The organism is Promicromonospora sp. MEB111 (genome assembly GCF_030209445.1).
Classification (GTDB): domain Bacteria; phylum Actinomycetota; class Actinomycetes; order Actinomycetales; family Cellulomonadaceae; genus Promicromonospora.
Genome location: NZ_JARVSD010000006.1, coordinates 1 through 23,286, shown reverse-complemented (window position 1 = coordinate 23,286; position 23,286 = coordinate 1). Strand labels below are relative to the sequence as shown.

19 protein-coding genes and 1 rRNA gene are annotated in these 23,286 nt (G+C 73.8%); 1 reads left to right on the top strand and 19 read right to left on the bottom strand.

What is annotated here, in order from left to right; translation table 11 throughout:
* Nucleotides 1–48: 48 nt before the first annotated feature.
* The 13 genes from QRN56_RS06275 to QRN56_RS06215 all read right to left on the bottom strand — a co-directional run bounded on the left by QRN56_RS06275 (nt 49) and on the right by QRN56_RS06215 (nt 14,743).
* Entirely contained in the window at nt 49–813 is a 765-nt protein-coding gene (locus QRN56_RS06275) for a DUF4230 domain-containing protein (protein ID WP_285101946.1), read from the bottom strand.
* A 197-nt stretch (nt 814–1,010) separates the two neighbouring features.
* A complete protein-coding gene (locus QRN56_RS06270) occupies nt 1,011–1,643 on the bottom strand; it encodes an NUDIX domain-containing protein (RefSeq protein ID WP_020012930.1) in 633 nt (210 codons plus the stop codon).
* A gap of 37 nt (nt 1,644–1,680) precedes the next feature.
* On the bottom strand, nt 1,681–3,357 hold the full coding sequence (pyrG, locus tag QRN56_RS06265; RefSeq protein ID WP_285101945.1) for a CTP synthase: 1,677 nt from the start codon (nt 3,355–3,357) through the stop codon (nt 1,681–1,683).
* Nucleotides 3,358–3,483: 126 nt separating this feature from the next.
* A complete protein-coding gene (gene murJ / locus QRN56_RS06260; protein ID WP_285101944.1) occupies nt 3,484–5,220 on the bottom strand; it encodes a murein biosynthesis integral membrane protein MurJ in 1,737 nt (578 codons plus the stop codon).
* Nucleotides 5,217–6,122, bottom strand: a complete 906-nt coding sequence (locus QRN56_RS06255; RefSeq protein ID WP_285101943.1) for a hypothetical protein — start codon at nt 6,120–6,122, stop codon at nt 5,217–5,219. The genes murJ and QRN56_RS06255 overlap by 4 nt, the downstream gene beginning before the upstream one ends.
* Before the next feature lie 68 nt (nt 6,123–6,190).
* Nucleotides 6,191–7,180: a copper transporter gene (locus tag QRN56_RS06250; RefSeq protein WP_285101942.1), complete on the bottom strand. Its 990-nt coding sequence runs from the start codon at nt 7,178–7,180 to the stop codon at nt 6,191–6,193.
* 89 nt (nt 7,181–7,269) lie between these two features.
* The gene (gene steA / locus QRN56_RS06245) at nt 7,270–8,493 is read right to left on the bottom strand and encodes a putative cytokinetic ring protein SteA (RefSeq protein WP_285101941.1); all 1,224 of its coding nucleotides are present in this window, start codon (nt 8,491–8,493) and stop codon (nt 7,270–7,272) included.
* Between the two features lie 5 nt (nt 8,494–8,498).
* Nucleotides 8,499–10,253, bottom strand: coding sequence for a DNA repair protein RecN (gene recN / locus QRN56_RS06240; RefSeq protein WP_285101940.1), 1,755 nt, complete (start codon nt 10,251–10,253; stop codon nt 8,499–8,501).
* 8 nt (nt 10,254–10,261) lie between these two features.
* Nucleotides 10,262–11,209: an NAD kinase gene (locus tag QRN56_RS06235; protein WP_285101939.1), complete on the bottom strand. Its 948-nt coding sequence runs from the start codon at nt 11,207–11,209 to the stop codon at nt 10,262–10,264.
* A complete protein-coding gene (locus tag QRN56_RS06230; RefSeq protein WP_350224556.1) occupies nt 11,206–12,237 on the bottom strand; it encodes a TlyA family RNA methyltransferase in 1,032 nt (343 codons plus the stop codon). The genes QRN56_RS06235 and QRN56_RS06230 overlap by 4 nt, the downstream gene beginning before the upstream one ends.
* A gap of 5 nt (nt 12,238–12,242) precedes the next feature.
* Nucleotides 12,243–12,419, bottom strand: coding sequence for a hypothetical protein (locus QRN56_RS06225; protein ID WP_285101938.1), 177 nt, complete (start codon nt 12,417–12,419; stop codon nt 12,243–12,245).
* 213 nt (nt 12,420–12,632) lie between these two features.
* Nucleotides 12,633–13,640, bottom strand: a complete 1,008-nt coding sequence (locus QRN56_RS06220; protein WP_285101937.1) for an HAD-IIA family hydrolase — start codon at nt 13,638–13,640, stop codon at nt 12,633–12,635.
* The gene (locus QRN56_RS06215; RefSeq protein ID WP_285101936.1) at nt 13,637–14,743 is read right to left on the bottom strand and encodes a prolipoprotein diacylglyceryl transferase; all 1,107 of its coding nucleotides are present in this window, start codon (nt 14,741–14,743) and stop codon (nt 13,637–13,639) included. Before QRN56_RS06215 ends, QRN56_RS06220 begins: the two co-directional genes overlap by 4 nt.
* A 300-nt stretch (nt 14,744–15,043) precedes the next feature.
* Between QRN56_RS06215 and QRN56_RS06210 the strand changes: the two genes are divergently transcribed.
* Nucleotides 15,044–16,207, top strand: a complete 1,164-nt coding sequence (locus tag QRN56_RS06210) for a hypothetical protein (RefSeq protein WP_285101935.1) — start codon at nt 15,044–15,046, stop codon at nt 16,205–16,207.
* Here QRN56_RS06210 and QRN56_RS27685 read toward each other — a convergent pair.
* From QRN56_RS27685 to rrf, 6 genes are all read right to left on the bottom strand, one after another.
* Complete coding sequence (locus tag QRN56_RS27685; protein WP_502928756.1) at nt 16,129–17,592, bottom strand: heterodisulfide reductase-related iron-sulfur binding cluster; 1,464 nt, start codon at nt 17,590–17,592, stop codon at nt 16,129–16,131. The genes QRN56_RS06210 and QRN56_RS27685 overlap by 79 nt on opposite strands.
* Entirely contained in the window at nt 17,592–18,854 is a 1,263-nt protein-coding gene (locus tag QRN56_RS06195; protein ID WP_285101934.1) for an FAD-binding oxidoreductase, read from the bottom strand. The genes QRN56_RS27685 and QRN56_RS06195 overlap by 1 nt, the downstream gene beginning before the upstream one ends.
* Nucleotides 18,854–20,326 (bottom strand): FAD-linked oxidase C-terminal domain-containing protein, encoded by a 1,473-nt coding sequence (locus QRN56_RS06190; protein ID WP_285101933.1) that lies wholly within the window; start codon nt 20,324–20,326, stop codon nt 18,854–18,856. The genes QRN56_RS06195 and QRN56_RS06190 overlap by 1 nt, the downstream gene beginning before the upstream one ends.
* A 33-nt stretch (nt 20,327–20,359) precedes the next feature.
* Complete coding sequence (aceB, locus tag QRN56_RS06185) at nt 20,360–21,946, bottom strand: malate synthase A (RefSeq protein WP_285101932.1); 1,587 nt, start codon at nt 21,944–21,946, stop codon at nt 20,360–20,362.
* A gap of 119 nt (nt 21,947–22,065) precedes the next feature.
* Nucleotides 22,066–22,812 carry an IclR family transcriptional regulator gene (locus tag QRN56_RS06180; RefSeq protein ID WP_285101931.1) on the bottom strand — a complete coding sequence of 249 codons (747 nt, stop codon included), beginning with the start codon at nt 22,810–22,812 and terminating at the stop codon, nt 22,066–22,068.
* A 185-nt stretch (nt 22,813–22,997) separates the two neighbouring features.
* Nucleotides 22,998–23,114: ribosomal RNA gene (gene rrf / locus QRN56_RS06175) — 5S ribosomal RNA — on the bottom strand.
* Between the last annotated feature and the right edge of the window lie 172 nt (nt 23,115–23,286).

Genomic DNA, 23,286 nt, shown 5'->3' with positions numbered 1-23,286 from the left:
GCCGTTATGACACGCCCGGTGAGCGACCTTCGCGACTTACCCGGACACTTACCCGAACTCGACCACCACCTGGTCGTACCCCAACGGGGACAACATCGCCTCGAGGGTCGCGGTCGTGTTCGCGCGGGCCCGTTCGTCCAGGTCGGAGCCCGCCGCGGCGTCCGAGATCCGGTCCTGGGCCGCCGCGAGCGCCTCCTGGCGGGCGTCCGTGTCGGCGTCGAAGAGATCACCCACGCGGTCGACGAGCCCCCGGTCCTCCGTCAGGGCGCGGCTGGCGTCGAGGTCGATGCGGGGCTCGGCGAGCTCCGGCTCCGGCAGCGTGACGGTGACCGTCGTGCCGTCGTCCGAGATCTCGATCGCGTCCTCGTCCAGGTCCCGGAAGTCCACGTACGCGTCGACCGAGCCGTTCACCGCGAGCACGATCCGCTCCCCCGCGAGCCAGCTCGGCACGTACCTCACGTCGTTCTCCAGGTCGACCAGCACCTCGTACTGCGCCTCGGCCGCCACGAACCGCGCCAGGTCGTGCATGCTGACCAGCACCGGCGTCTCGGACCGGTCGACCTGGCCCGTCGTGAACGGGTTGAGCCCGTCGAGCAGCGTCCGCCAGATCGCGTCGCGGAAGTCGTCGCGCTGCGCGGAGACGGCGCCCGCGACGAGTCCGGCGGTCAGCGCCGCGCCCAGCACGAACCCGAGCACGCCCGCCATCCCGGCGGACATCCTGCGGCGCGGTTCGCCCGGCGTCGGCCCGCTGCCGGACGGCGCCTGCTCGGTCCTGGAACCCACCTGCTCGGTCTGCACCTCGGTGCCCGTCATCGCCGCGCCCCTTCCCGGGGAGATACCAGACATATCTCCCGCCAGAAACTACGCTAGCCGCACCCACTGACACCCGCGCGGCAAGCACGCGGCAAGCAGCAGGTGGTCGGCAGATCGTCAGGAGATCGGCACCTCGAATTGCCGAATACCTGACGTTCTGCCGACCACCCTGGCCGGACCCGCCCCGCAGCGAGAACTCAGTTCTTGCGGTACTCCCACGGGGAGTCCACCGGGCGCAACGTCTCCCAGTCGGAGGCCCGCCCGATCGCCGCCGCCAGCACGCCCGCGATCGTCGCCGCGTTGTGCAGCCGGCCCGCGAGCGCCAGCGCCGCGGCCTCCTCCAGGGGCACCGGGACCACGACCATGTCGGCCTCCTCGGCCTCGCGCGTGTGCCGCTCGTCGTCGGGCACGGGCGTGAGGTCGCGTGCCAGGTACACGCGGACGGCCTCGTTGCTGCCGCCCGGCGTGGGCAGCAGGTCGAGGAGCACGTCCCATGAGCCGGCGTTCATGTCCGCCTCCTCGGCCAGCTCGCGGGCCGCCGCGACGTGCGGGTCCTCGCCGTCCAGGTCGAGCAGGCCGGCGGGCGCCTCCCAGAGGAAGGCGCCGACCGGGTGCCGGTACTGGCGCAGCAGCAGCACGTTGCCGTCGTCGGTCAGCGCCACGACGACGACCGCGCCGGGGTGGTCGACGTACTCGCGCCGGACGATGCCGCCGGCCTCACCGAGGTCGACCTCGTCGGAGACCATGTCGACCACAAAACCCTGGAACGGTACGTCGAGCCGCCGCGCGGGGCGGGGGTCGATGACGTCCGTGACCTCGTCGCTGCTCATGCTGTCCCTCCGCCGCGCCTGCCGACGATCCCCGGTCTCATGAGGACTGCTTCTCGAGCGCCGCCGCGATCAGGCCCGCGAACAGCGGGTGTGCCCGCGTGGGGCGCGACTTGAACTCGGGGTGTGCCTGCGTGGACACGAAGTACGGGTGCGTCTCGGCGGGCAGCTCCACGAACTCCACGAGCGACGAGTCGGGGGACGTGCCGGAGATCAGCAGGCCGGCCTCCTCCAGCTCGACGCGGAACGCGTTGTTCACCTCGTAGCGGTGGCGGTGGCGCTCGGTCACCTTCTCGCTGCCGTAGGCCTTGGCCACCACGGAGCCGGCGGTGAGCTGCGCCTCGTAGGCGCCCAGGCGCATGGTGCCGCCCATGTCACCCTCGCCCTCCACGATCGACTTCTGCTCGGCCATGGTCGCCACGACGGGGTGGCTGCTGGTCGGGTGGAACTCGGTGGACGACGCGTCGGCCCAGCCCAGCACGTTGCGCGCGTACTCGATGACCATCGACTGCAGGCCCAGGCAGATGCCGAGGGTCGGCACCAGGTTCTCGCGCGACCAGCGCAGCGCCCCCACCTTGCCGTCGATGCCGCGCACGCCGAACCCGCCGGGCACCAGCACGGCGTCGACACCCTCGAGGGAGGCCTGGGCGCCCTCCGGCGTCTGGCAGTCGTCGGCGGCGACCCAGCGGATGGCCACCTTCGCGTCGTTCGCGAAGCCGCCGGCGCGCAGCGCCTCGGTCACCGACAGGTAGGCGTCGGGCAGGTCGATGTACTTGCCGACCAGCGCGACCTCGACGTTGTGCTCGGGCTCGTGCACGCGCTCCAGGAGGCGGCTCCAGCCGTCCCAGTCCACGTCGTGGAAGGGCATGCCCAGGCGGCGCACCACGTAGGCGTCCAGGCCCTCGGAGTGGATGACGCGCGGGATGTCGTAGATCGAGGGCGCGTCGGCGCAGTTGATCACTGCCTCGTTGTCGACGTCGCACATGAGCGCGATCTTGCGCTTGATGCTCTCGGGGACCACGCGGTCGGAGCGCAGCACGATGGCGTCGGGCTGGATGCCGATCGAGCGCAGCGCTGCCACGGAGTGCTGCGTCGGCTTGGTCTTCAGCTCGCCCGACGGGCCGATGTACGGCACCAGCGAGACGTGCAGGAAGAACACGTTGTCGCGGCCGAGCTCGTGCCGCACCTGGCGGGCGGACTCGAGGAAGGGCTGCGACTCGATGTCGCCGACGGTGCCGCCGATCTCCGTGATGATCACGTCGACGTCGTCGGACGCCTGCTCGCGCATCCGGAACTTGATCTCGTCGGTGATGTGCGGGATGACCTGAACGGTGTCGCCCAGGTACTCGCCGCGGCGCTCCTTGGCGATGACACGCGAGTACACCTGGCCGGTGGTCACGTTGGACGAGGCGGGGAGCTCGACGTCGAGGAAGCGCTCGTAGTGCCCGATGTCCAGGTCGGTCTCGGCGCCGTCCTCCGTGACGAAGACCTCACCGTGCTGGAACGGGTTCATGGTGCCGGGATCCACGTTGAGGTAGGGATCCAGCTTCTGCATCGTGACGCTGAGGCCACGGGAACGGAGCAGGCGGCCGAGTGACGACGCCGTCAGACCCTTGCCGAGAGAGGACGCCACACCACCGGTGACGAAGATGTGCTTGGTCGGCGTGGAGGCGCCGGACCGCTGACGGGACTGGAGACTGCTTCGGTGTTCGACCACGGAACTCCATCCTAAACGAGGTACGGCGTGCTGGTGGTGTTACGACCAGCACACGCGCTCGCCGCGCGGGACCATCGACCGGTTTTGGTCGAGTCTGCCCCTGCTGCGGCCTTCGCGCTCGCTAAGTCAGGCCTTCCGGGAGAACTTCCTCCCCAGCTTCCTGAACAGCGGCCCGACGGCGGCACGCAGGTCCCGGTCGAGCAGCACCGCCACCGCCAGCGCGACGAGCGCGGCCAGCAGCCCGAAGGCCAGCCCGAGGCCCAGCTCGGCGGCGAACTCGCCGCCGTCGAACGGCACCTCGTTCAGCGCCGGGTCCGAGAACGAGAAGTAGGACGTCGCGGTCAGGCCGAGCCGCCACGGCAGCCAGAGCCCGGCCACGGCGCCGACGGCGGCCGCCACGAGCACCACGAGCAGCGCCCGCCAGACGCGGTCCAGCGCGGGCGGGCCCAGGTGCCGCCGGACCGCCAGGAGCAGCCCCAGCCCGGCCACGACCATCCCGGCCGTGCCCACGGCACCGAGCGCCGCCATCACGTTGGTCCGCAGCGCGAGGTCGACGCACGACGTCGCGGCACAGGCCGGCTCGCGGCCGGCGAACAGCAGCGGCACCAGGGCCGCGCCGACCGCCGCGACGCCCCACCCGCTCGCGGTCGCGGTCACCGCGGCCCGCCCGTGGTCGACGGCGTACAGCGCGCGCGACAGGTGCAGGATCAGCGCGAACCCGATCAGCCCGGGCGCCATGGTGATCAGTCCCGCCGCCAGCCCGGGGGCGTCGCCCAGCACGATGAGGTCGAAGACCTGCTCGACGAACGGGGCGGCCGCGATCAGCGCGGCCATGCCCAGGGCCGTCACGAGCAGCAGGGTGCGCGTCGTGCGGGCCACCAGGGCGCGCAGCTCGCCGGTCCGGCCGGCCGAGGCGTGCTCCGCGAAGTGCGGGAACGCGCTGGTCGCGATCGGGAACGCGAGCACCGCGTACGGCAGCAGGTAGACCTGCTGGGCGTACAGGTAGACCGAGAGCGTGCCGTCGCCGCCGGCGGCGTTGGCCGCGCGCAGCGTGAGGAACACCGAGAGCTGCTGGGCCACCAGCGCGCCCACGCCCGCGAACGCCAGGCGGGCGGCACGCGGCCCCTCGCCGGACGGGAACCGCAGCGTGGGCCGCAGCCGCAGGCCGGTGCGCCACACGGGCACCACCAGCGGCAGCGCCAGGAAGAGCACGCCCACCGTGGTGCCCCACGCCAGCCAGACCAGTGCCTGCGACGAGAGCGCGGCGACGTCCCGCTGGTCGCCGTCGGCCAGCAGGTAGAAGACCCCGTAGACCACGATCACGACGAGGCTGGAGACCAGCGGCGCGAACGCCGGCCAGAAGAACCGCTTGTGCGCCTGGAGGATGCCGCCCAGCACGACGGCGATCCCATAGAGCGGCACCTGCACGGCGAACACCCGCAGGAACGCCGTGGCGACGTCCACCTGCGCCGGGTCGTCCAGCCCGGTCAGGCCGATGATCGGGCGCGCGAGGAGCGCGGTCAGCCCGGCCAGCGGCACGAGGACCACCAGCGTCCAGCCCAGCAGCGCCGACGCGATCCGGGAGGCCTGCTCCTTCGAGGCCGCGGTGCCGTCGGCGGTGAACGCCGCCCGGGCCAGGGGCCCGGCGAGCAGCGGCACGACGGCGCCCGCGAGCGCGCCGCCGGCCGCGACCTCGAACAGCAGGTTGGGCAGCTGGTTGGCCGAGTTGAAGACCGTCCCGACGCCGTCCGACCCGAGCCACGCGCCCTGCGCGAGCCAGCGGCCGAAGCCGACCAGGCGGCTGGCGAGGGTGACGACGGTGACGAGCAGCGCCGCGCTCGCCAGGGACCGGGTGCGGCTCACGCGCCCGGGGTGGCCACGGGCTTGGTCTGCGCGAGCTCGGCGACCGACTCCTCGACCGCGGCCGAGGGGCGCCGGCCGAGCATGTCGGCCTTGTTCAGCCACTCGTTGTCGGCGATCACCTTCGAGAAGCTCACCTTCTCGGACGCGAGCATGAGGCCGACGACGCCGGTGAGCGCCGCCCACCGCACCGCGCGGGGCGCGTTGAACGCGACCTGGCTGCCGACGAGCGCGCCGAGGGCGTTGGCGCCGCCGTCGCCCAGCATGTCCTTCTCCCCCAGGTCGCCCGGTGCCGCCGCCGCGGCGGCACCCAGCACGGCACCCGCCGCGCCGGTACCGGCGAGGGCGAACGGCAGGCTCGCCGCGACGCCGGCCTTCAGGGCCCGGCCGGGGCGCAGGTCGAAGAGGTTGATCAGGTTGGCGGTGCCGCCGATGAGCGCGCCGTTGAGGCCGATGTCGACCAGGTGGCCGAACGCGCTGCGTGCCGTGCGGGGCGTGCCGACGGCGGACGCCAGCAGCGCGGAGCCGGAGATGCCGAGCACCTTGAGGCCGCCCGTGGTCAGCCGGCCCTCCTTGAGCGCCCCGAGGTGGCCGCGCAGGCCCTTGGTGCGGGTGGCGGTGTCCTCGGCGAGGTCGTCGTAGAGGCCGAACGCGCCCGCGGCGGCCGTGGCGAACGCCGTCGCGCCCGGGGCGGTGCCGCCCCCGACCGCCGCGCCGGCCACGAGACCGGCCGTGACCGCCGGCCCCTCCAGCAGGCTGATCGGCTCGCCGCGGTGGTTGGTCCGCGTCCACGTGTCGTCCCCGCCGAGGGAGCCCCCGGCGACCTTCTCGTCGAGCTTGCGGCGCGCGAACGCCGTCGCGATCCCGGCCACGACGCCCGCGACGGTGAACCTTCCTGCACCCATGACTACCCCTCGGTCCGTGTATCGGTCTTTTCGCTGCCCGTGCCGGCTCGGCCTCTGCTCGTACCTGCTCAGCCCGCGGTGTCGCCGACGGTGTCGCCGGCCGTGTCGTCCGCGGCGGGCGGCAGCACCGCCGTCGCGTCGTCCTCAAGGCCGTACTGCCCGACGACGCCGTCCAGGCGCGCCGCGACTGCGAGCGGGACGTTGATGCGGCCCACGAGCCGGTCGACGCCGCTGACGGTCGTGACCACCGCGGCGATGTCCTCGTCGTCGCGCACCGCCTGCACGGCGTCGCCCGGGTCGTCCGTCGGGCCGGCGAGGATCGCCGCGCCGGTGACCTCCTGGGCCGCCAGCGTCACGGCCGTCCACACGTCCGGCGTCGGCTCCGCCTCCTCGGTGGTGCCGTCCGCCGTCTCCTGCGGCTGCCCGGCGGGGCCCACGAGCAGCACGAGCGCCTGCGCGGCCTCCGTCTGCTCGTCGCCCGGCTCCGCGAAGCCGAACCGCTCCAGCTGGGCCTCCAGGTCGGTGGCCTGCGAGCTGCGGTCGGCGCCGCCGTCGCTGCCGGTGAGCGAGAGGGCCAGCGCCGCGCCGAGCAGGGCGTTCGGGTCGTCCGTCTCGGGGACCGCGGAGCCGAGGTTGACGCGCAGCCCCTCGGCGACGGTCTCGCGGGTCGACTCCTCGGCGGGGTCGGTCCACGCCTCCGTGAGCTCCGTCTTGGCCACGACCGAGGCGCCCGCGGTGTCGAGCTGGTTCAGCACGCCGTCGTGCACCTCCTGCGAGACCTCGCCGAGCTGCACCACCGCCACGCGCTCGCCCTCGAGCGAGCCGGAGACCAGGCGCGTGCCCACCGCCTCGATGTACCGCTCGTCGCCGTCCAGCGCGCCCTGCGTGGCGTCCAGCTCGGTGCGCAGGTCGGTGCGCTCGGCACGCAGCGCGTCCACCTGTTCCGTCAGCGTCTCACCGATCGCCCCCTGCAGCGGGCCGGCGCCGAGGATGATGCCGACGGCGAGGGCGAGGAAGACGGAGATGAGCGAGACGAGGTGGTATCGGAAGTCGATCACGGTGGGAAGGAGTCCTTAAGCATGTTCCGGGCGGTGGGAGGCCCGGTGTCAGGTCGGGGCGGCGTGCTTGCGGGAGGCATCCTCGCAGGTCAGCCGCCGAAGAGGTTACCGATCCAGGACACGACGTCGTCGAACCGTGCCCCCATCAGTCCGAAGAAGGTCTGGCCGGCCGACGTCGAGGCCAGTGCCGCGAGCACCGCCGCGACGCCCGCGCCCGACAGCAGCGTGAGCTGGGTGTTCGAGATCCGCGTGCGGTACAGCCGGGACACGCCCTTGGCGTCGACCAGCTTGCCGCCGACCCGGAGCCGGGTGAGGAAGGTGGAGGCCATGCCCGAGCGCCCCTTGTCGAGGAACTCCACGAGGGTCGCGTGCGTGCCGACGGCGACGATCAGCTCGGCGCCCTTGTCGTCGGCCAGCAGCATGGTGATGTCCTCGCTGGTCCCCGTGGCGGGGAAGACGACGGGCTCCACGCCGAGCGCCTTGACGCGCTCCAGCCCGGGCGCCTTGCCGTCGCGGTAGGCGTGCACCACGATCTCCGCACCGCAGGCCAGCGCCCGGTCGGAGACGGAGTCCATGTCGCCCACGATCATGTCGGGCTGCCAGCCCGCGTCGATGATCGCGTCGGCACCGCCGTCCACGCCGATCAGGACGGGGCGGTTCTCCCGGATGTAGGACCGCAGCTGCGCCAGGTCCTCCCGGTAGTGGTAGCCCCGCACCACGATCAGCACGTGCCGGCCGTCGATGTGGGTCCGGATGTCCGGCACGCCGACGCCGTCGAGCAGGAGGTCCCGCTCGCGGCGCAGGTACGTCATCGTGTTCTCGGCGAACCGCTCGATCTCGGCCGACAGGCCCTCGCGGGCCGCGGCCATGTTCGCGGCCACGGTGCGCGGCGTCTGGTACGTACCCGTGGCCACGACCTCGCCGTCGACGACGACCTCGCCGCCCACGATCTCGACGTCGGCGTGCTCGTCGATCGTCATGACCGACGGCCCCAGGTCGTCCACCAGGACGATCCCGGCCTCGACCAGGATGTCCGGGCCCGTGTTGGGGTACCTGCCGGACGTCGACGGGGCGGCGTTCAGGACGGCGACGGGCGCGGCCGACACCAGGGCGTCGGCCGCGACACGGTCGATGTCGACGTGGTCGATCACGGCGACGTCGCCGTGGTTCAGCCGGGACGTGAGCTCCTTGGTGCGCGCTCCGATCCGGGCGGGACCGTGCGCCACGGCCTGCGGCAGCACCGGGGCCTGCTCGGCGGCACTCTTCGCTGCGCCCTTGTCGGCGCGCTTCTCGGGTCGGGAGATCAGCTTCATCCGCTCTATCGTCCCACGACCGAGGACTCCAGGAGCTCCAGCGCGTGGGTACGCGCCGTCTCCGAGTCGTCCTGGCCGGACAGCATGCGCGCCAGCTCGCGGACGCGTGCGTCCGCGGTGACCTCGCGCACGCCCGTGACCGTGATCATCCCGTCGTCCCCGTCGCTCGCGCCGGCCTCGCCGTCCGAGCTCTTGGTGACCACGAGGTGGGCGTCCGCGAACGCGGCGACCTGGGCCAGGTGGGTCACGACGACCACCTGGGTGCTGCGCCCGAGCTGCGCGAGCCGGCGGCCGACCTCGACCGCCGCCCGGCCGCCGACCCCGGCGTCGACCTCGTCGAAGACGAACGTGCTGCGCGGGGTGTCGGCGGTGCGCGCCGCGGCCGCGCCGCCCGACGTCGCCAGGGCGACCTCCAGGGCGAGCATCACGCGGGAGAGCTCACCGCCGGACGCGCCCTTGCCGAGCGGGCGCTCCGGGGCGCCCGGGTGCGGCACCAGCAGGAACGTGACCTGGTCGGCGCCGAACGGCCCCGGCTGGTCGAGCAGGTCCACCGTGACCACGAGGTGCGCGCCGCCCATCGCGAGGCCGTGCAGCTCGCTCGTCACGGCCTCGGCCAGCTCGGTCGCGCCGCGGGTGCGCTCGGCCGTGAGGATCTCCGCCAGCCGGGCCAGCTCGCCGTCCAGCTCGGCCACGCGGGCCCGCATCGAGGTGAGGCGGTCGCCGCCGTCGTCCAGGTCGAGCAGGCGCAGGCCCGCGTCGCTGGCCCACTGCAGCACCTCGTCGATGGTCTCGCCGTAGGACCGGGTCAGGGCGTTCAGCTCCGCCATCCGGTTGTGCGCCGTCTCCAGCCCGGCCGGGTCGGCCTGCAGGTCGTCCACGTAGGCGGCGACGTCGGTCGCGACGTCCGACAGCAGGTAGCCCACCTCGGCGAACCGGGTGGCGAGCACGCCGAGCGCGGCGTCGGAGTGCGCCGCCGCGTCCAGGGCGCGCCGCGCCCGCTCGACCAGCGCGATCGCGTTCTCCCGGGCGCCGTCGGCGTCCTCGCCCGCGACGGCCTCGTGCGCCTCGGTGGCCGCCGTGCGCAGGCCCTCCGCGTTGGACAGGCGCTCGATCAGCGCCTGCAGCTCGACGTCCTCGCCGCTGACCGGGTCGACCCGCTCGATCTCCTCCAGGCCGATGCGCAGCAGCTCCACCTCGCGGGCCCGCTCGGCGCCGCGCGCCTCCAGGTCCGCGATCTCGGTCAGCAGGCCGCCGCGCTCGCTCCACGCGGTGCGGTAGGCGGCCAGCACGCGCTGGTGGGCGGGGCCCACGAACGTGTCCAGCGCGTCGCGCTGCTTCGCGGAGGTGCGCAGCCGCAGCTGGTCGGCCTGGCCGTGCACGGTGAACAGGTCCTCGGCGATCTCCGCGAGCACGCCCTGCGGCACGGCACGGCCGCCCAGGTGCGCGCGGGAGCGCCCGTCGGCGATGGTCCGCAGGATCACGACGGTGCCGTCGTCCTCCACCTCGCCGCCCGCCTCGTCGACGCGGCCCAGCACGGCGTCGCGCCCGGAGACGCGCACCCGCCCCTCGACCGCTGCCGACGACGCGCCCGGGCGCACCGACTGCGGGTCCGCCTTGGCGCCCATGAGCAGGTTCAGCCCCGTGAGCACCATCGTCTTGCCCGCGCCCGTCTCGCCCGTGATGACGGTCAGGCCGTCCGACAGGGGTACCCGGGCCGAGCGGATGACGCCCAGGTTCTCGATAGCGATCTCCTCGAGCACCTGACTCCTTAATTCTCTGTTGTGGGGTCGGCTGGGTCAGAAGGTACATCCTGCCCTGCTGCCTGCCCCGACCCGACACGGTCCCGCCAGCCCGAGACGGGCAGGCTGAACTTCGACACGAGGCGGTCCGCGAACGGCGCGTTCGACAACCGTGCGAGCCGCACCGTACCGCCCTGGCGCACGACGACGCGAGAACCGCGGGGCAGCCGGATCTCCCGGCGCCCGTCACAGGTCAGCACGCCCTCGACCGTCGACTGCGGCAGCACGTCGACCGTGTACCGCGACTTCGGGCCGATCACGAGCGGCCGCGCGAACAGCGCGTGCGCCGACAGCGGCACCATCAGCACGGCGTCGACGTCCGGCCAGATCACCGGCCCGCCGCCCGAGAAGGCGTGGGCCGTGGAGCCCGTCGCGGTGGACATCACCACCCCGTCGCAGCCGAACGACAGCAGCGGACGGCCGTCCACCCCGATCGCGACCTCGAGCATGCGGTCGCGCGACGCCTTCTCGACGGTCGCCTCGTTCAGCGCCCAGCCGACCACCGGCTCCGCGGTGCCCGGCAGATGCACGGTCACGTCGACCGTGGCACGCTCCTCCACGTCGTAGTCCCGGGCGACCAGCCGCCGGACGGCGGCGCCGAGGTCCTCGCGCTCCGACTCGGCGAGGAAGCCGACGTGCCCGAGGTTCACGCCGAGCAGCGGCACGTCCGTGCCGCGGGTCAGCTCCGCCGCGCGAAGGATCGTGCCGTCGCCCCCGAGCACCATCACTGCCTCGGCGTTGTGCACGCCCTCCGCGAGGCGCTTGGCGGCCATGTGGTCGCCGAACTCCTCCGCGAGCGCGTCGTCGTGCAGCGTGTACTCGAAGCCCGCCGCCTTCAGCTCGCGCAGCGCCTCGGCGAGCGCGGCGACCGCCCGGGGACGACCACCATGGGTCACGATGAGGACGCGCCGGGTCACGGTCGGGACTCCTTCTGCTCGGTCTGCTGCTGGACGGTGTCCTGCTGGTCTGTCTGCGTCTGGTCCGTGTGATGCTCCTGCCGTCCTGCCGGCCGGTCGGCCGGGGGTGCGTCGTCCTGCCGCCCGTGCACGACGACGGCCGGCGGCTCCGGCGGGTGGCCGGGCCGGGCCGCGGGCTCGCCGTGGGCCGGGTCCCAGCCCACCGCCGTCTCGACGGCCGCCGCGAGGGCCAGGTCGTCCCCGGGGGTCCAGTCGGTCGCGCCCGCCGGCGTCAGCCACACGAAGAACTCGCGGTTGCCGCTCGGACCGGGCAGCGGGCTCGGCACCACCGCACGCGCCAGCAGGCCCAGGCCCTCGGCGGCGCGCAGCACGGTGGTGACCGCCTCGGCGTGCAGCGCGCGGTCGCGCACCACGCCGCCGCTGCCGAGGCGCTCGCGCCCCACCTCGAACTGCGGCTTGACCATCAGCAGCGCCTGCGCCCACGGGCGCAGCACGGCCGCGACGGCGGGCAGCACGACGGTCAGGGAGATGAACGAGAGGTCGGCGACCACGAGGTCCGGGGCCCGGGCCAGGTCGCCCGGCGTCAGGTCGCGGACGTTGAGGCCCTCGACCACCGTCACCCGGTCGTCGTCACGCAGCGCCGGCACGATCTGGTCGTGGCCCACGTCGACCGCCACCACATGGGCGGCGCCGCGGCGCAGCAGCACGTCCGTGAAGCCCCCGGTCGAGGCGCCGAGGTCGGCGCAGAACGCGCCCTCGACCACCGGTCCGCCCGGCACGTGGGCCAGGGCGTCGAGCGCCCCGACCAGCTTGAGCGCGGCGCGCGACGCATACTCGTGCTCGGGGTCGGCGCCGGGGGCGACCGACACCTCGTCGCCGTCGGACACCGCCGACGAGGGCTTGACCACCGCCCGCCCCGCCACCGTGACCCGGCCGGACGCGACGAGCTCCGCGGCGTGCCGCCGCGAACGGGCCAGCCCGCGACGAACCAGCTCCGCGTCCACGCGCGTGCTCACAGTCGTCGTCACCACCGTCAGGCGTCACCGCTCAGGTGCGCGCGCAGGGCGTCGTGGACCGCCTCGAACCGGGCGACGTGCTCGGCCGGGGGCAGGTCGTCGAGCCCGTCGAGCGCGTCGAGCGCATGCCGGACGCCCGCCTCGGGATCGGCCGGGCCGGTCGCGGGTTCCTGGGTCTCGTAGAACTCGTCCATCGTGCGTCAACGCTCCACTGTGCTCGTCCGTGCTCGTGCCTGCTGGTGCCTTCTCTTGCCGGCTCCCTGGTGACGGCCCACCGCGCGCGAACCGTCGGCATGCTGCAAGACACGGTACCTGTCGCCTCCGACAGAACCTGGGAGAACTCCGTCAGGTTCTCTGCGGGGAGAAGCGGTACCGCGCAGCCTGCCCGGTCCCCGCCTTCGAAGAGATCAGAGCGAGAAGTCCGGGACCGACGCCGGGTCCAAGGGCTCGCCCGCGTCCGTCGCGGCCCAGGACGCGGCGCACGCGGCGCGGACCAGGTCGATCCCGGCGCCGTCGAGCCGCAGCTCGCCGTCGGCCACCTGGGCCGCCGCGCCGCCGGACACGAACCACCCGTCCGCGAGCTCCGGCGCCCGGTGCGACTCCAGCAGGGCCCGCAGGTCGGCCCCCACGAACGACGGGCGCTCCCCCGGCACGGCCAGCACGGCGTCGCGCGCCGTCGAGACGCCCGTCAGGACGTGCAGTCCGGGGTACCCGCCGCCGCGCGCGCCGGCGAGGTCGGTGTCGAGCCGGTCCCCGATCACCAGCGGCCGGCTCGCCCGGGCCCGCTCGACCGCGAGCCGGTACATGGTGGGCGACGGCTTGCCCGCGCTGTCCGGGGTGACCCCCGTCGCCGACACCACGGCCCCCACCAGGGCGCCGTTCCCCGGCGCGAACCCGCGCGCCGTCGGGAGCGACAGGTCGAGGTTGCTCGCCACGTGCCAGGCGCCGCGACCGACCGCGTACGCGGCCTCCGCGAGCTGCGCCCAGCCCAGCTCGGGGGAATAGCCCTGGGCGACGGCGTCCGGCTCGTCGTCCGCCGACTCCACCACCGTGAAGCCCGCGGACCGCACCGCCGTGACCAGGCCCTTGCCGCCCACGACGAGCACCTTCGCGCCCTCGTCGAGCCGCGTGGTGAGCAGCGCCGCGCACGCCTGCGCGGCGGTCATCACCTCGTCCGGATCGGTCGGGATGTCCAGCCCGGTGAGCTGGCCCGCGACGTCCTCCGGCTCGCGCGACGCGTTGTTCGTCACGAACAGCAGCCGCATCCCGCCCGAGCGTGCGGCGGCCAGGCTCGCCGACGCGTGCTCGATCGGCAGGTGCCCCTTGTACGCCACGCCGTCCAGGTCGACGAGCGCGAGGTCATAGGCCTCGGCGAGCGGGACGTCGCTCGCCAGCAGCCCGGCGGTCGCCGTCACGCCTTCTCCTGCCCGACGTCGGACCGGTCGCCCTCGGCGGCCGGCTCACCCTCGGCATCGGCCGCCTCGGTGTCGGTCGCCTCGGCATCGGCCGCCTCGGTGTCGGTCGCCTCGGTGTCGGCCGCCTCGGTGTCGGCCGCCTCGGTGTCGGCCGCCTCGGTGTCGGCCGCCTCGTCGGACTCGGCGGCACTCGGCTCGTCGACGGCGTCTGCCTCGGGCTCGTCGGCTCCGTCGTCGTCGGTGTCGGGCTCGTCGCTGTCCTCGGGCTCGTCGGGCGAGCCGGCGGAGTCGGCCGAGTCAGCTGACTCAGGCGAGTCTGCCGAGTCCGGGGAGTCGGCAGAGTCCGGGGAGTCGCCGGAATCGGCCGAGTCGGCAGAGTCCGAGTCCTCGTCGTCGTTGGAGTCCTCGTCCGAGTCGTCCTCGTCGTCCGCGAACTCCTCCGGGTGCTCGGCGGCGTACTCCTGCTCGGCGATCGCCGCGTCCTCCTCGACGTCGAAGACGGTGATGTCCCCGTCCGGCGTCTGCGCGCCGATCGCCCGCTCGAGGGCCTCGCTGTCGACCGTCGCCAGGAGCGCGGCGGCCTCGTCGGCCCGGCCCGCGGCCTCGAGCGCCACGGCGCGAGCCTGCACCACGCGCAGCCCGAGGTCGCCCTGGGCGTCCTCGGCGGAGACCTTGTCCAGCACGGCCAGGGCGGCGTCGTGCTCGCCCAGGTCGGAGCGGGCGCCGCTCGCCACGATCGCGAGCTCGATCCGGCCGGTCGCGTCGAGCGTCGCCGCCTCCTCCGAGGCCGCGAGCGCCAGGGCGCGCTCCGGACGGCCGAGGCCGCGCTCGGCGTCCGCCATGATCGGCAGATGCTCCGAGGAGCCGTTCAGCCGGCGGACGGTGCGCAGCTCGCGCAGCGCCTCCGCGAACCGGTTGGTGTGGTAGGCGGCGAGGCCCGCGGCCTCGCGCACGATGTCGATCCGCCCAGCACCGCGCACCGCGGCCTGGGTGTGCTCGTAGGCGCGCTCCGGGTCGACGTCGAGCAGCCGGCCCGCCATCACCAGGTGCAGCCCCACGTACTCGGCGTGGTCCTTGCTCAGCCCGCGCAGGCGCGAGCGCACGTCGCGGTCGAGCTGGCTGAACGAGGCGTCCTCGGCGATCTCCGGCTCCGGGGCGCGGGGAGCGCGCTCCTCACGCTCCTCGCGGTTCTCCTGGCGGGGCCGGTCGTCGCGGTCGCCGAACGAGCGGCGCGGACGGTCACCACCGCGCTCGTCGTGGCGCGAGCGGTTGCCGCCGCGGTCGTCACGGCGGGAACGGTCATCACCGCCGCGGTCGTCACGGCGCGGACGGTCGCCGCCGCGGTCGTCGAACGACCGACGCGGGCGGTCGTCGTTCCCCTGGAACGAGCGGGCACCGCCGGAGTGCCCACCACGGCCGCCGCGGTCGTCCCGGTCGCCGTACGAACGGCGCGGACGGTCGTCGTCGTTGCGCCGGAAGGGGCGGTCACCACCACGGTCGTCACGACGCGGGCGGTCACCACCACGGTCGTCGAAGGACCGACGCGGACGGTCGTCCCGGTTGTCGAAGGAGCGCTGCGGGCGGTCGTCGCGCCCCCGGCTGTCGCGGGCGCCGTCACGGTCCTCGAAGGAACGGCGCGGACGCTCGTCGCGGTTGTCGAACGACCGGCGCGGACGCTCGTCGTCGTTACGCCGGAACGGACGGTCACCACCACGGTCGTCACGACGCGGACGGTCACCGCCACGGTCCTCGAACGACCGGCGCGGACGCTCGTCGTCGTTACGCCGGAACGGACGGTCACCACCACGGTCGTCACGACGCGGACGGTCACCGCCACGGTCGTCGAACGACCGACGCGGGCGGTCGTCACGGTCGTTGAACGAGCGCTGCGGACGGTCGTTGCGGTCGCCGAAGGACCGGCGGGGCCGGTCGTCGTCCTGCCGCGCCGGACGGTTCTCGCCGCGGTCGTCGAAGCTCCGGCGCGGCCGGTCGCCGCCCCGGTCGTCGAAGGACCGGCGCGGCCGGTCGTCCCGGTCGAAGCTCCGGCGGGGGCCGTCGTCGCGGCGCGCGGGACGGTCGCCCCCGCGGTTGTCGCGCTCCTCGTACCGGCGCGGACGGTCTGCGTCGTTGCCACGGTACGGGCGGTCGTTCCGGGCGCCGCGGTCGTCGCGGCCGCCCCGGTTGTCCCGGTCTCCGTACGAGCGACGGGGACGGTCATCGCCGCCCCGCTGGTACGGACGGTCGCCGCCGCGGTCGTCCCGACGCGGACGGTCGCCGCCGCGGTCGTCGGAGGACCGGCGCGGACGGTCGTCGTCGCGCCGGGGCCCGCTGCCCCCGCGGCCGCCGTCATACCGGCGGCCCCGGTCACCACCGCGCTCACCGCCCCGGTCGTCGCGACGCGGCGCGTGGCCGTCGTTGCGGTAGGCGCCCTTGCGCTCGCCGCGGCGGTCGCCCTCGCGGTCGTTCCCCTGGTCACGGGGCGTTTCGTTCACGGTGTTCCCTTCGATGACAGATGCCCGGACATTCTCCCACGGGAGCGGCCGCTCCCCGTGGTCGAGGGACTGTGACGTGCACGTCCACGGGCGCCGCGCATCAGCCCCGGGACGGGCCGAGCAGCTCCTCCGGGCCTGCCCCGCGCAGCGACGCGTCCAGCACCAGCACCATGTGCGCGGTCGGCATGGCGCGCCCCTGCCGGGACAGCGCGTCGGTGATCTGCAGCAGGCAGCCCGGGTTGGACGTGACCAGCAGCTCGGCGCCGGTCGCCGCCACGTGCGCGGCCTTGCGGTCCCCCAGCTCGCGCGCCGGCTCCGGGTTGGTGAGGTTGTAGATGCCGGCCGACCCGCAGCACATGTCGCCCTCGGCGATCTCCCACGAGCCCCGGTACGGTCGCGAGCACCGTGCGCGGCTGGGCCTTGACGCCCTGTGCGTGCCGCAGGTGGCAGGCGTCGTGGTAGGCGACGGTCAGCGGCAGCGGATGCCGCGGTGCCACGGGATCCAGCTCCGCCAGCACCTCGGAGACGTCCCAGGTCCGGTCCGCGAAGGCGGCGGCACGCTCGGCGTACTCCGGGTCGTCCGCCAGGAGGTCCGCGTAGTCCTTCATCGTGGAGCCGCACCCGGCCGAGTTCGCCACGATCCGCTCCACGCCGGCGTCCGCGAACGCGTCGATCAGCGCCCGCGCGTAGTCCAGGCCCTCGGCCTCCCGCCCGGCGTGCACGGACAGCGCACCGCAGCACCCCTGGTCCGGCGGCACGACGACGTCGCAGCCCTCCGCCGCGAGCACCCGCGCCGTCGCGGCGTTGACGCCGGGGTAGAACTCCCGCTGCACGCAGCCCAGCAGCAGCCCGACCGTCATCCGCCGCTCCCCGACGGCGGGCACGCGCGCCGGCACCGGGATGCGCGGGCCCACGGGCGGCGCGATCGCCTCCATCGTCGCCAGCGTCGGCGAGACCCGGGCCAGCACCGGCCGCACCAGGCGCGACAGCCCCGAACGCTGATAGGCCGCAAGCAGCGGGAGCACGCGCCGCAGCCGCCCCGGCCGCGGGAACAGCGCGAAGACCGCCGACCGCAGCAGCCGCTGCCCCCGCGTCCGGTGCTCGGCACCGCGCCGCTCGACCTGCTGCCGTGTCGCCTCGACGAGCCTGTCGTACCGCACCCCCGACGGGCACGCCGTCACGCACGCCATGCAGCCGAGGCACGCGTCGACGTGCTGGACGAGCGCCGGCGACATCGGCTCCCCCTCCAGCCCCTGCTTCATGAGCTGGATCCGGCCGCGCGGCGAGTCCATCTCCTCGCCCCACAAGGAGTAGGTGGGGCACGCGGGCAGGCAGAACCCGCAGTGCACGCAGTCGTCCACGAGCTCCCGGGCGGGCGGGTGGTGCCCGTCAAAGGCCCCTTGCCGGTTGACCCCAGGCCCGTCGAAGGAGCCCAGCAGGTCCGGCTTCGCCTCCGTCATCAGATGCCTCCCACGAATCGGCCCGGCGCCAGGTTCCGCCCGGGATCGAGCTGCCGCTTGATCGCGCGCATCAGGTCGAGCCCGCCCACGGGACCCCACGCGTCGTGCGCCGCACGCACGTCGCGCGACGCCCGCAGCACGGTCACGGTCCCCTCCCGCGGGCTGGGCGCGGCGGCCCGCAGGTGCCCGACGGCGAGCGCGGTCGCCTCGGGCGGACCCGTCACCGCGGCGTGCAGCGCCCCGGCGGCGGTCCCGCGCAGCGCGATCCCGACGTCGTACCGCCGCTCGGCGTCCCGCGCCGCAGCCAGCAGGTCGGCCACCCCGGTGAGCGTGGCGGTCGCCTTGGCCAGGGTCGGCCCGTTCTGCCCGACGGCGGCCCCCGGCAGCTCGCCCCACCACGACGGCGGTCCGGCCTGGACCCGTCCGCCCAGCAGCTCGGCGGCCGCAGCGGCCCGCTGCCTGACAGCGGCCGTCGTCCCCTCCACCAGCACCGCCACCTCGGCGACGTCGCTCCCCGCGGGCCGGTCGATCTCGACCGCCGCGGGCGCGAGCTGCGAGGCCACCACGTCCCGCGCCCGCGCGGCGACGTCGGCCAGAGGGCCGGAGCCGGTCGCGAAGGCCCGGGCCGGCCGGGCCGGATGCAGCCGGAACGCCGCGCGGACCACCACGCCGAGAGTGCCGTACGCGCCGGTCAGGAGCTTGGCGAGGTCGTATCCGGCGACGTTCTTGACCACCTTGCCGCCCGAGCTGGCGCGGGTGCCGTCGGCGAGCACCACCGTGGCGCCCAGCACGAGGTCGCGGACGGCGCCGCGCTGCAGGCGGCGGGGACCGGACGCGCCGATCGACAGCATGCCGCCCACGGTGGACCCGCCCGCGAGCCGGCCCGGCGGCAGGTCCACCATGAGCTCCTGGGCGGCCCGCCCGACGGTCTCCGACAGGGCGGCGACGGGCAGCCCGGCCTCCGCGACCACGACGAGGTCGCCCGCGCCGTGCTCCACGAGCCGGTCGAGCCCCGTCGTGTCCAGGACGAGGTCGACACGTTCGGGCGGCGCGCCCCAGTCGAGCGCCGTACCGGCCCCGCGCGCCACGGTGACCAGTCCCTGCGCGGTCGCCTCCCGCAGCACGGCCGCCACCCCCTCCGCCGACGCCGGGCGCGCGACCGCCCGGGCGAGCACCCCGTCGACGGTGTCGCCCGGACTCGCCTCCCGCACCTCTCCCCCGTGCTGCCGCAGCGCGTCGCCGAGCCGCTGCAGGTCCGCCATCAGAAGACCTCCGCCACGCCGGACTCCGCCAGGGGGTGCGCGCCCTGGTGCCGCCCGGGGCGCTCCCCGCACAGCCGCGGCGTGGGGAACACCTTGCCGGGGTTGGAGATGCCGTCGGGGTCGAACGCGCAGCGCACCGCCTGCATCGTGTCGAGGTCGTCGGCGGTGAACATGCGCGGCATGTGCTTGGCCTTGTCGGCGCCCACGCCGTGCTCGCCCGTGATGGACCCGCCGTGCTCCAGGCACAGGTCGAGGATGCCGCCGGCCACCGCCTCCGCACGTTCGACAGCGCCTTCGACCGCGCCGTCGAACAGCACGAGCGGGTGCAGGTTGCCGTCGCCCGCGTGGAAGACGTTCGCCACCCGCACGCCGGCCCGCTCGCCCAGCTCCGCGATCTGCCGCAGCACCAGCGGCAGCGCCGTCCGCGGGATCACGCCGTCCTGCACGATGTAGTCCGGGCTGATCCGGCCGACCGCTGCGAACGCGGACTTGCGGCCCTTCCAGATCAGGGCGCGCTCGTCGTCGTCCGCCGCGACCCGCACCTCGAACGCGCCGGCGGCCTCGCACAGCCGCACGACGTCGTCGAACTCCCCCGCGACGTCCGGCGCCGGACCGTCCAGCTCGACCACCAGCACGGCACCCGCCCCGCGCGGGTAGTCGCAGCGCACGGCGGCCTCGGCGGCCTCGATCGCGAGCGCGTCCATCATCTCGATCGCGGCGGGGATCACGCCGGCCGCGATGATCGCGGAGGTGGCGGCCCCGGCGTCGTCCATGGAGCGGAAGGCGGCCAGCAGCGTGCGGACCTCCTGCGGCAGCCGGGTCAGGCGCACCGTCGCCGCGGTGACCACGCCGAGCGTGCCCTCGCTGCCCACGAGCGCGCCGAGCAGGTCGTACCCGGGCGCGTCCGGTGCCTTGCCGCCGATCTCGACCTGCTCGCCGCCGGGCGTCACCAGGTCCACGCCCGTGACGTGGTTGGTGGTGAAGCCGTACTTGAGGCAGTGCGCCCCGCCGGAGTTCTCGGCGACGTTCCCGCCGATCGAGCACACCGACTGGCTGGACGGGTCGGGCGCGAAGTAATGGCCGTCCGGGCTGGTCGCGGCGGTGAGCTGCAGGTTGATCACCCCCGGGTCGACCACGGCACGCTGGTTCGCGGCGTCGATCTCCCGGACCGCCCGCATCTGCGACATGACCACGAGCATCCCCTCGGAGTGCGGCAGCGCCCCGCCCGACAACCCCGTGCCCGACCCGCGCGCGACGAACGGCACGCCGTGCCGGGCGCAGGCCCGCACCGTTTGCGCGACGTCGGCGGCGTCCCGCGCCAGGACCACGACCCCGGGGATCACGCGGTACGCGGCGAGCCCGTCGCACTCGTAGGTCCGCCGACGCTGCCGGTCCGTGATGACCCGCTCCGCCCCGAGCGCCCCGAGCAGCTCACCGACGACGTCCCGCAACCCCGACCCACCAGATCCCACGGCAACCTCCTCGTTGCACGGTCCTCCGTCAGGTCACGGCATGCGGGCGTAGGCCGGGAGGGTCAGGAAGTCGGCGTAGTCGTCGGCGACCGCCACCTCCAGGAACGTCTGCTTCGCCTCCGCGTAGTCTGCCGCGTCACCCGGCAGCTTGGCGATCTCCTCCTCGACGATCCGGTCGATCAGCTCACGCGTGACCTGGTGGCCGGTGTCGGCGAGCGTCACGTCGTTGTGCAGCCACTGCCACACCTGCGAGCGGGAGATCTCCGCGGTCGCGGCGTCCTCCATGAGGTTGAAGATGGCGACGGCGCCGAGCCCGCCGAGCCACGCCTTGAGGTACTGGATGCCCACCGAGATGTTGTTGCGCAGCCCCGCTTCGGTGACGTCGCCCGGTGTGGACGCGACGTCGAGCAGCTGCGCCGCGGTGACCTGCACCTCCTCGCGGGTGCGGTCGATCTGGTTCGGCCGGTCGCCCAGTACCGACGTGAACACCTCCGTGCAGAGCTCGACCATGCCGGGGTGAGCCACCCACGACCCGTCGAAACCGTCGTTCGCCTCGCGGGTCTTGTCGTCGCGCACCTTGGCGAACGCCGCCGCGTTGACCTCCTCGTCGCGGCTTGGGATGAACGCGGCCATGCCGCCGATCGCGTGCGCGCCACGGGTGTGACAGGTCTTGACCAGCAGCTCCGTGTAGGCGCGCATGAACGGGACGGTCATGGTGACGGCGTTGCGGTCCGGCAGCATGAAGTCGGTGCCGCGGGTCCGGAACGACTTGATGACGGAGAACATGAAGTCCCAGCGACCGGCGTTCAGCCCCGAGCTGTGCTCGCGCAGCTCGTAGAGGATCTCCTCCATCTCGAATGCCGCGGGATAGGTCTCGATGAGCACGGTGGCCCGGATGGTGCCCCGCGGGATGCCGAGGAAGTCCTGGGCCAGCACGAACGCGTCGTTCCAGAGCCGTGCCTCCAGGTGCGACTCCATCTTGGGCAGGTAGAAGTACGGGCCCTGACCCTTCTCGATCTGCCGCAGGCCGGCGGTGGCCAGGTAGAGCGCGAAGTCCACCAGGCTGCCCGACGCCGGCCGGCCGTCCACCAGGAGGTGCTTCTCGGGCAGGTGCCAGCCGCGGGGACGCACGATGATCGTCGCCAGCTCCGCGTCCGGCTTGAGCGCGTAGTGCTTGCCGTTGTCGCCCGTGAAGTCGATGTTCCGGTTGACGGCGTCGAGCAGGTTGAGCTGCCCGCCCACCACGGCGCTCCACTGCGGCGTGTTCGCGTCCTCGTGGTCCGCGAGCCACGCCTTCGCGCCGGAGTTCAGGGCGTTGATGGTCATCTTGCGGTCGGTGGGACCGGTGATCTCGCAGCGGCGGTCCTCGATCCCGGGCGCCGGCGGGGCCACGCGCCACGTCGGGTCCTCGCGGATGTGCTGCGTCTCGGGCAGGAAGTCCAGCGTGCCGCCGGCCGCGAGGTCCTCGACGCGTCGCCGGCGGGCCTGGAGCAGCTCCAGCCTGCGGTCGTCGAGCTCGCGGTGCAGGGCCACGATCAGCCCGAGCGCCTGCGGGGTGAGCACCTCCTCCGCGCGGGGTGCGATGTCGCCGGTGATCGTCAGGCCGTCCGGAGTGTCCACGTCGAGTTCCCTTGGTCGATCGGCTCGGGTCCCGCCTAATTCCACGATGCGGAAACCAAATACTTCCTAGTGAAAACCCTAGGTGCCCGACGACGCCCGGTCAACGCGACGGCGCTCCCTCAGCCGCCGGACAGCTCCGCGGTGATCTCCCGCGCCACCTCGTGCAGCACCGGCACGGCACGCTCCCCGAACTCGAACGACACCCGAGCGGCGGGCCCGGACACGGACAGCGCGGTAGGCACGGGCACCCCCGGCACGACGACGGCGAAGCACCGCACGCCGACCTCCTGCTCACCGTCGTCCACGGCATACCCGCGTTCACGGATCTCGCCGACGGCGGCCAGCAGGGCCTCGACGTCGGTGATCGTCCGGTCGGTCGCGGCAGCGAGCCCGGCACGAACGGCGATGTCGCGCACCGCGGCCTCGGGCAGCTCGCCCAGCAGTGCCTTGCCCACACCGGTGCTGTGCAGGTGCACGCGCCGTCCCACCTCGGTGAACATCCGCACGGAGTGCGACGACGCCGCCTGGGCAACGTACACGGCCATCTCTCCGTCGAGCATGGCCAGGTTCGCGGTCTCGCCCAGCTCCCGAGCGACGCGCGCCAGGTGTCGTCGCGCGCCCGCACCGAGCTGACGGCCGGCTGCCTCGCCGAGGCCCATCACCCGCGCGCCGAGCGCATAGCGGCGTGAGGGCAGCCGCCGGGCGTAACCGCGGCCGACGAGGGTCATCATCAGCCGGTGGATGGTCGGCAAGGGCAGCCCGGACTGCTCCGAGAGCTCGCTCAGGCCGGTGTCGCCGTCGAGCGACGCCATGATCTCGAGCAGGTCGAGCGCCCGCTCCACGGACTGCACACCAGGTTCTGCCACGTCGACCTCCCCGTCGGATCGCCAGACGTGTCGCCTGACGGAACCAGCATTCCACAGGGTGGAAGACGCGAGCGGTCTGCGTGCAGGAGGGTCGCCGGCGACCCTGGGAAGTGTTCCGGAAATGCCGAGAGGGGGTGGGAGTCGGTCGCTGTTGCGACTGCTCCCACCCCCTGTCGGGAATGGTTGTCCGGCGGCGTCCTACTCTCCCACCCCGTCACCAGGGCAGTACCATCGGCGCTGTGGGGCTAAGCTTCCGGGTTCGGAATGGGACCGGGCGTTTCCCCCACGCTATGACCACCGTAACCTTATCGAGAACCAGGCAACCCCGACCCAACCACACCCACCAAACACTTGGTGGGGGTTAGGGGGTTGGTGCCCGTGACTCGGGAACCGCATAGTGGACGCGACACGCAATGAAATCTTTTTGACTCGTGTGAGTGTGGTTGTGAAGTTATCGGCAGGTTAGTACCGGTC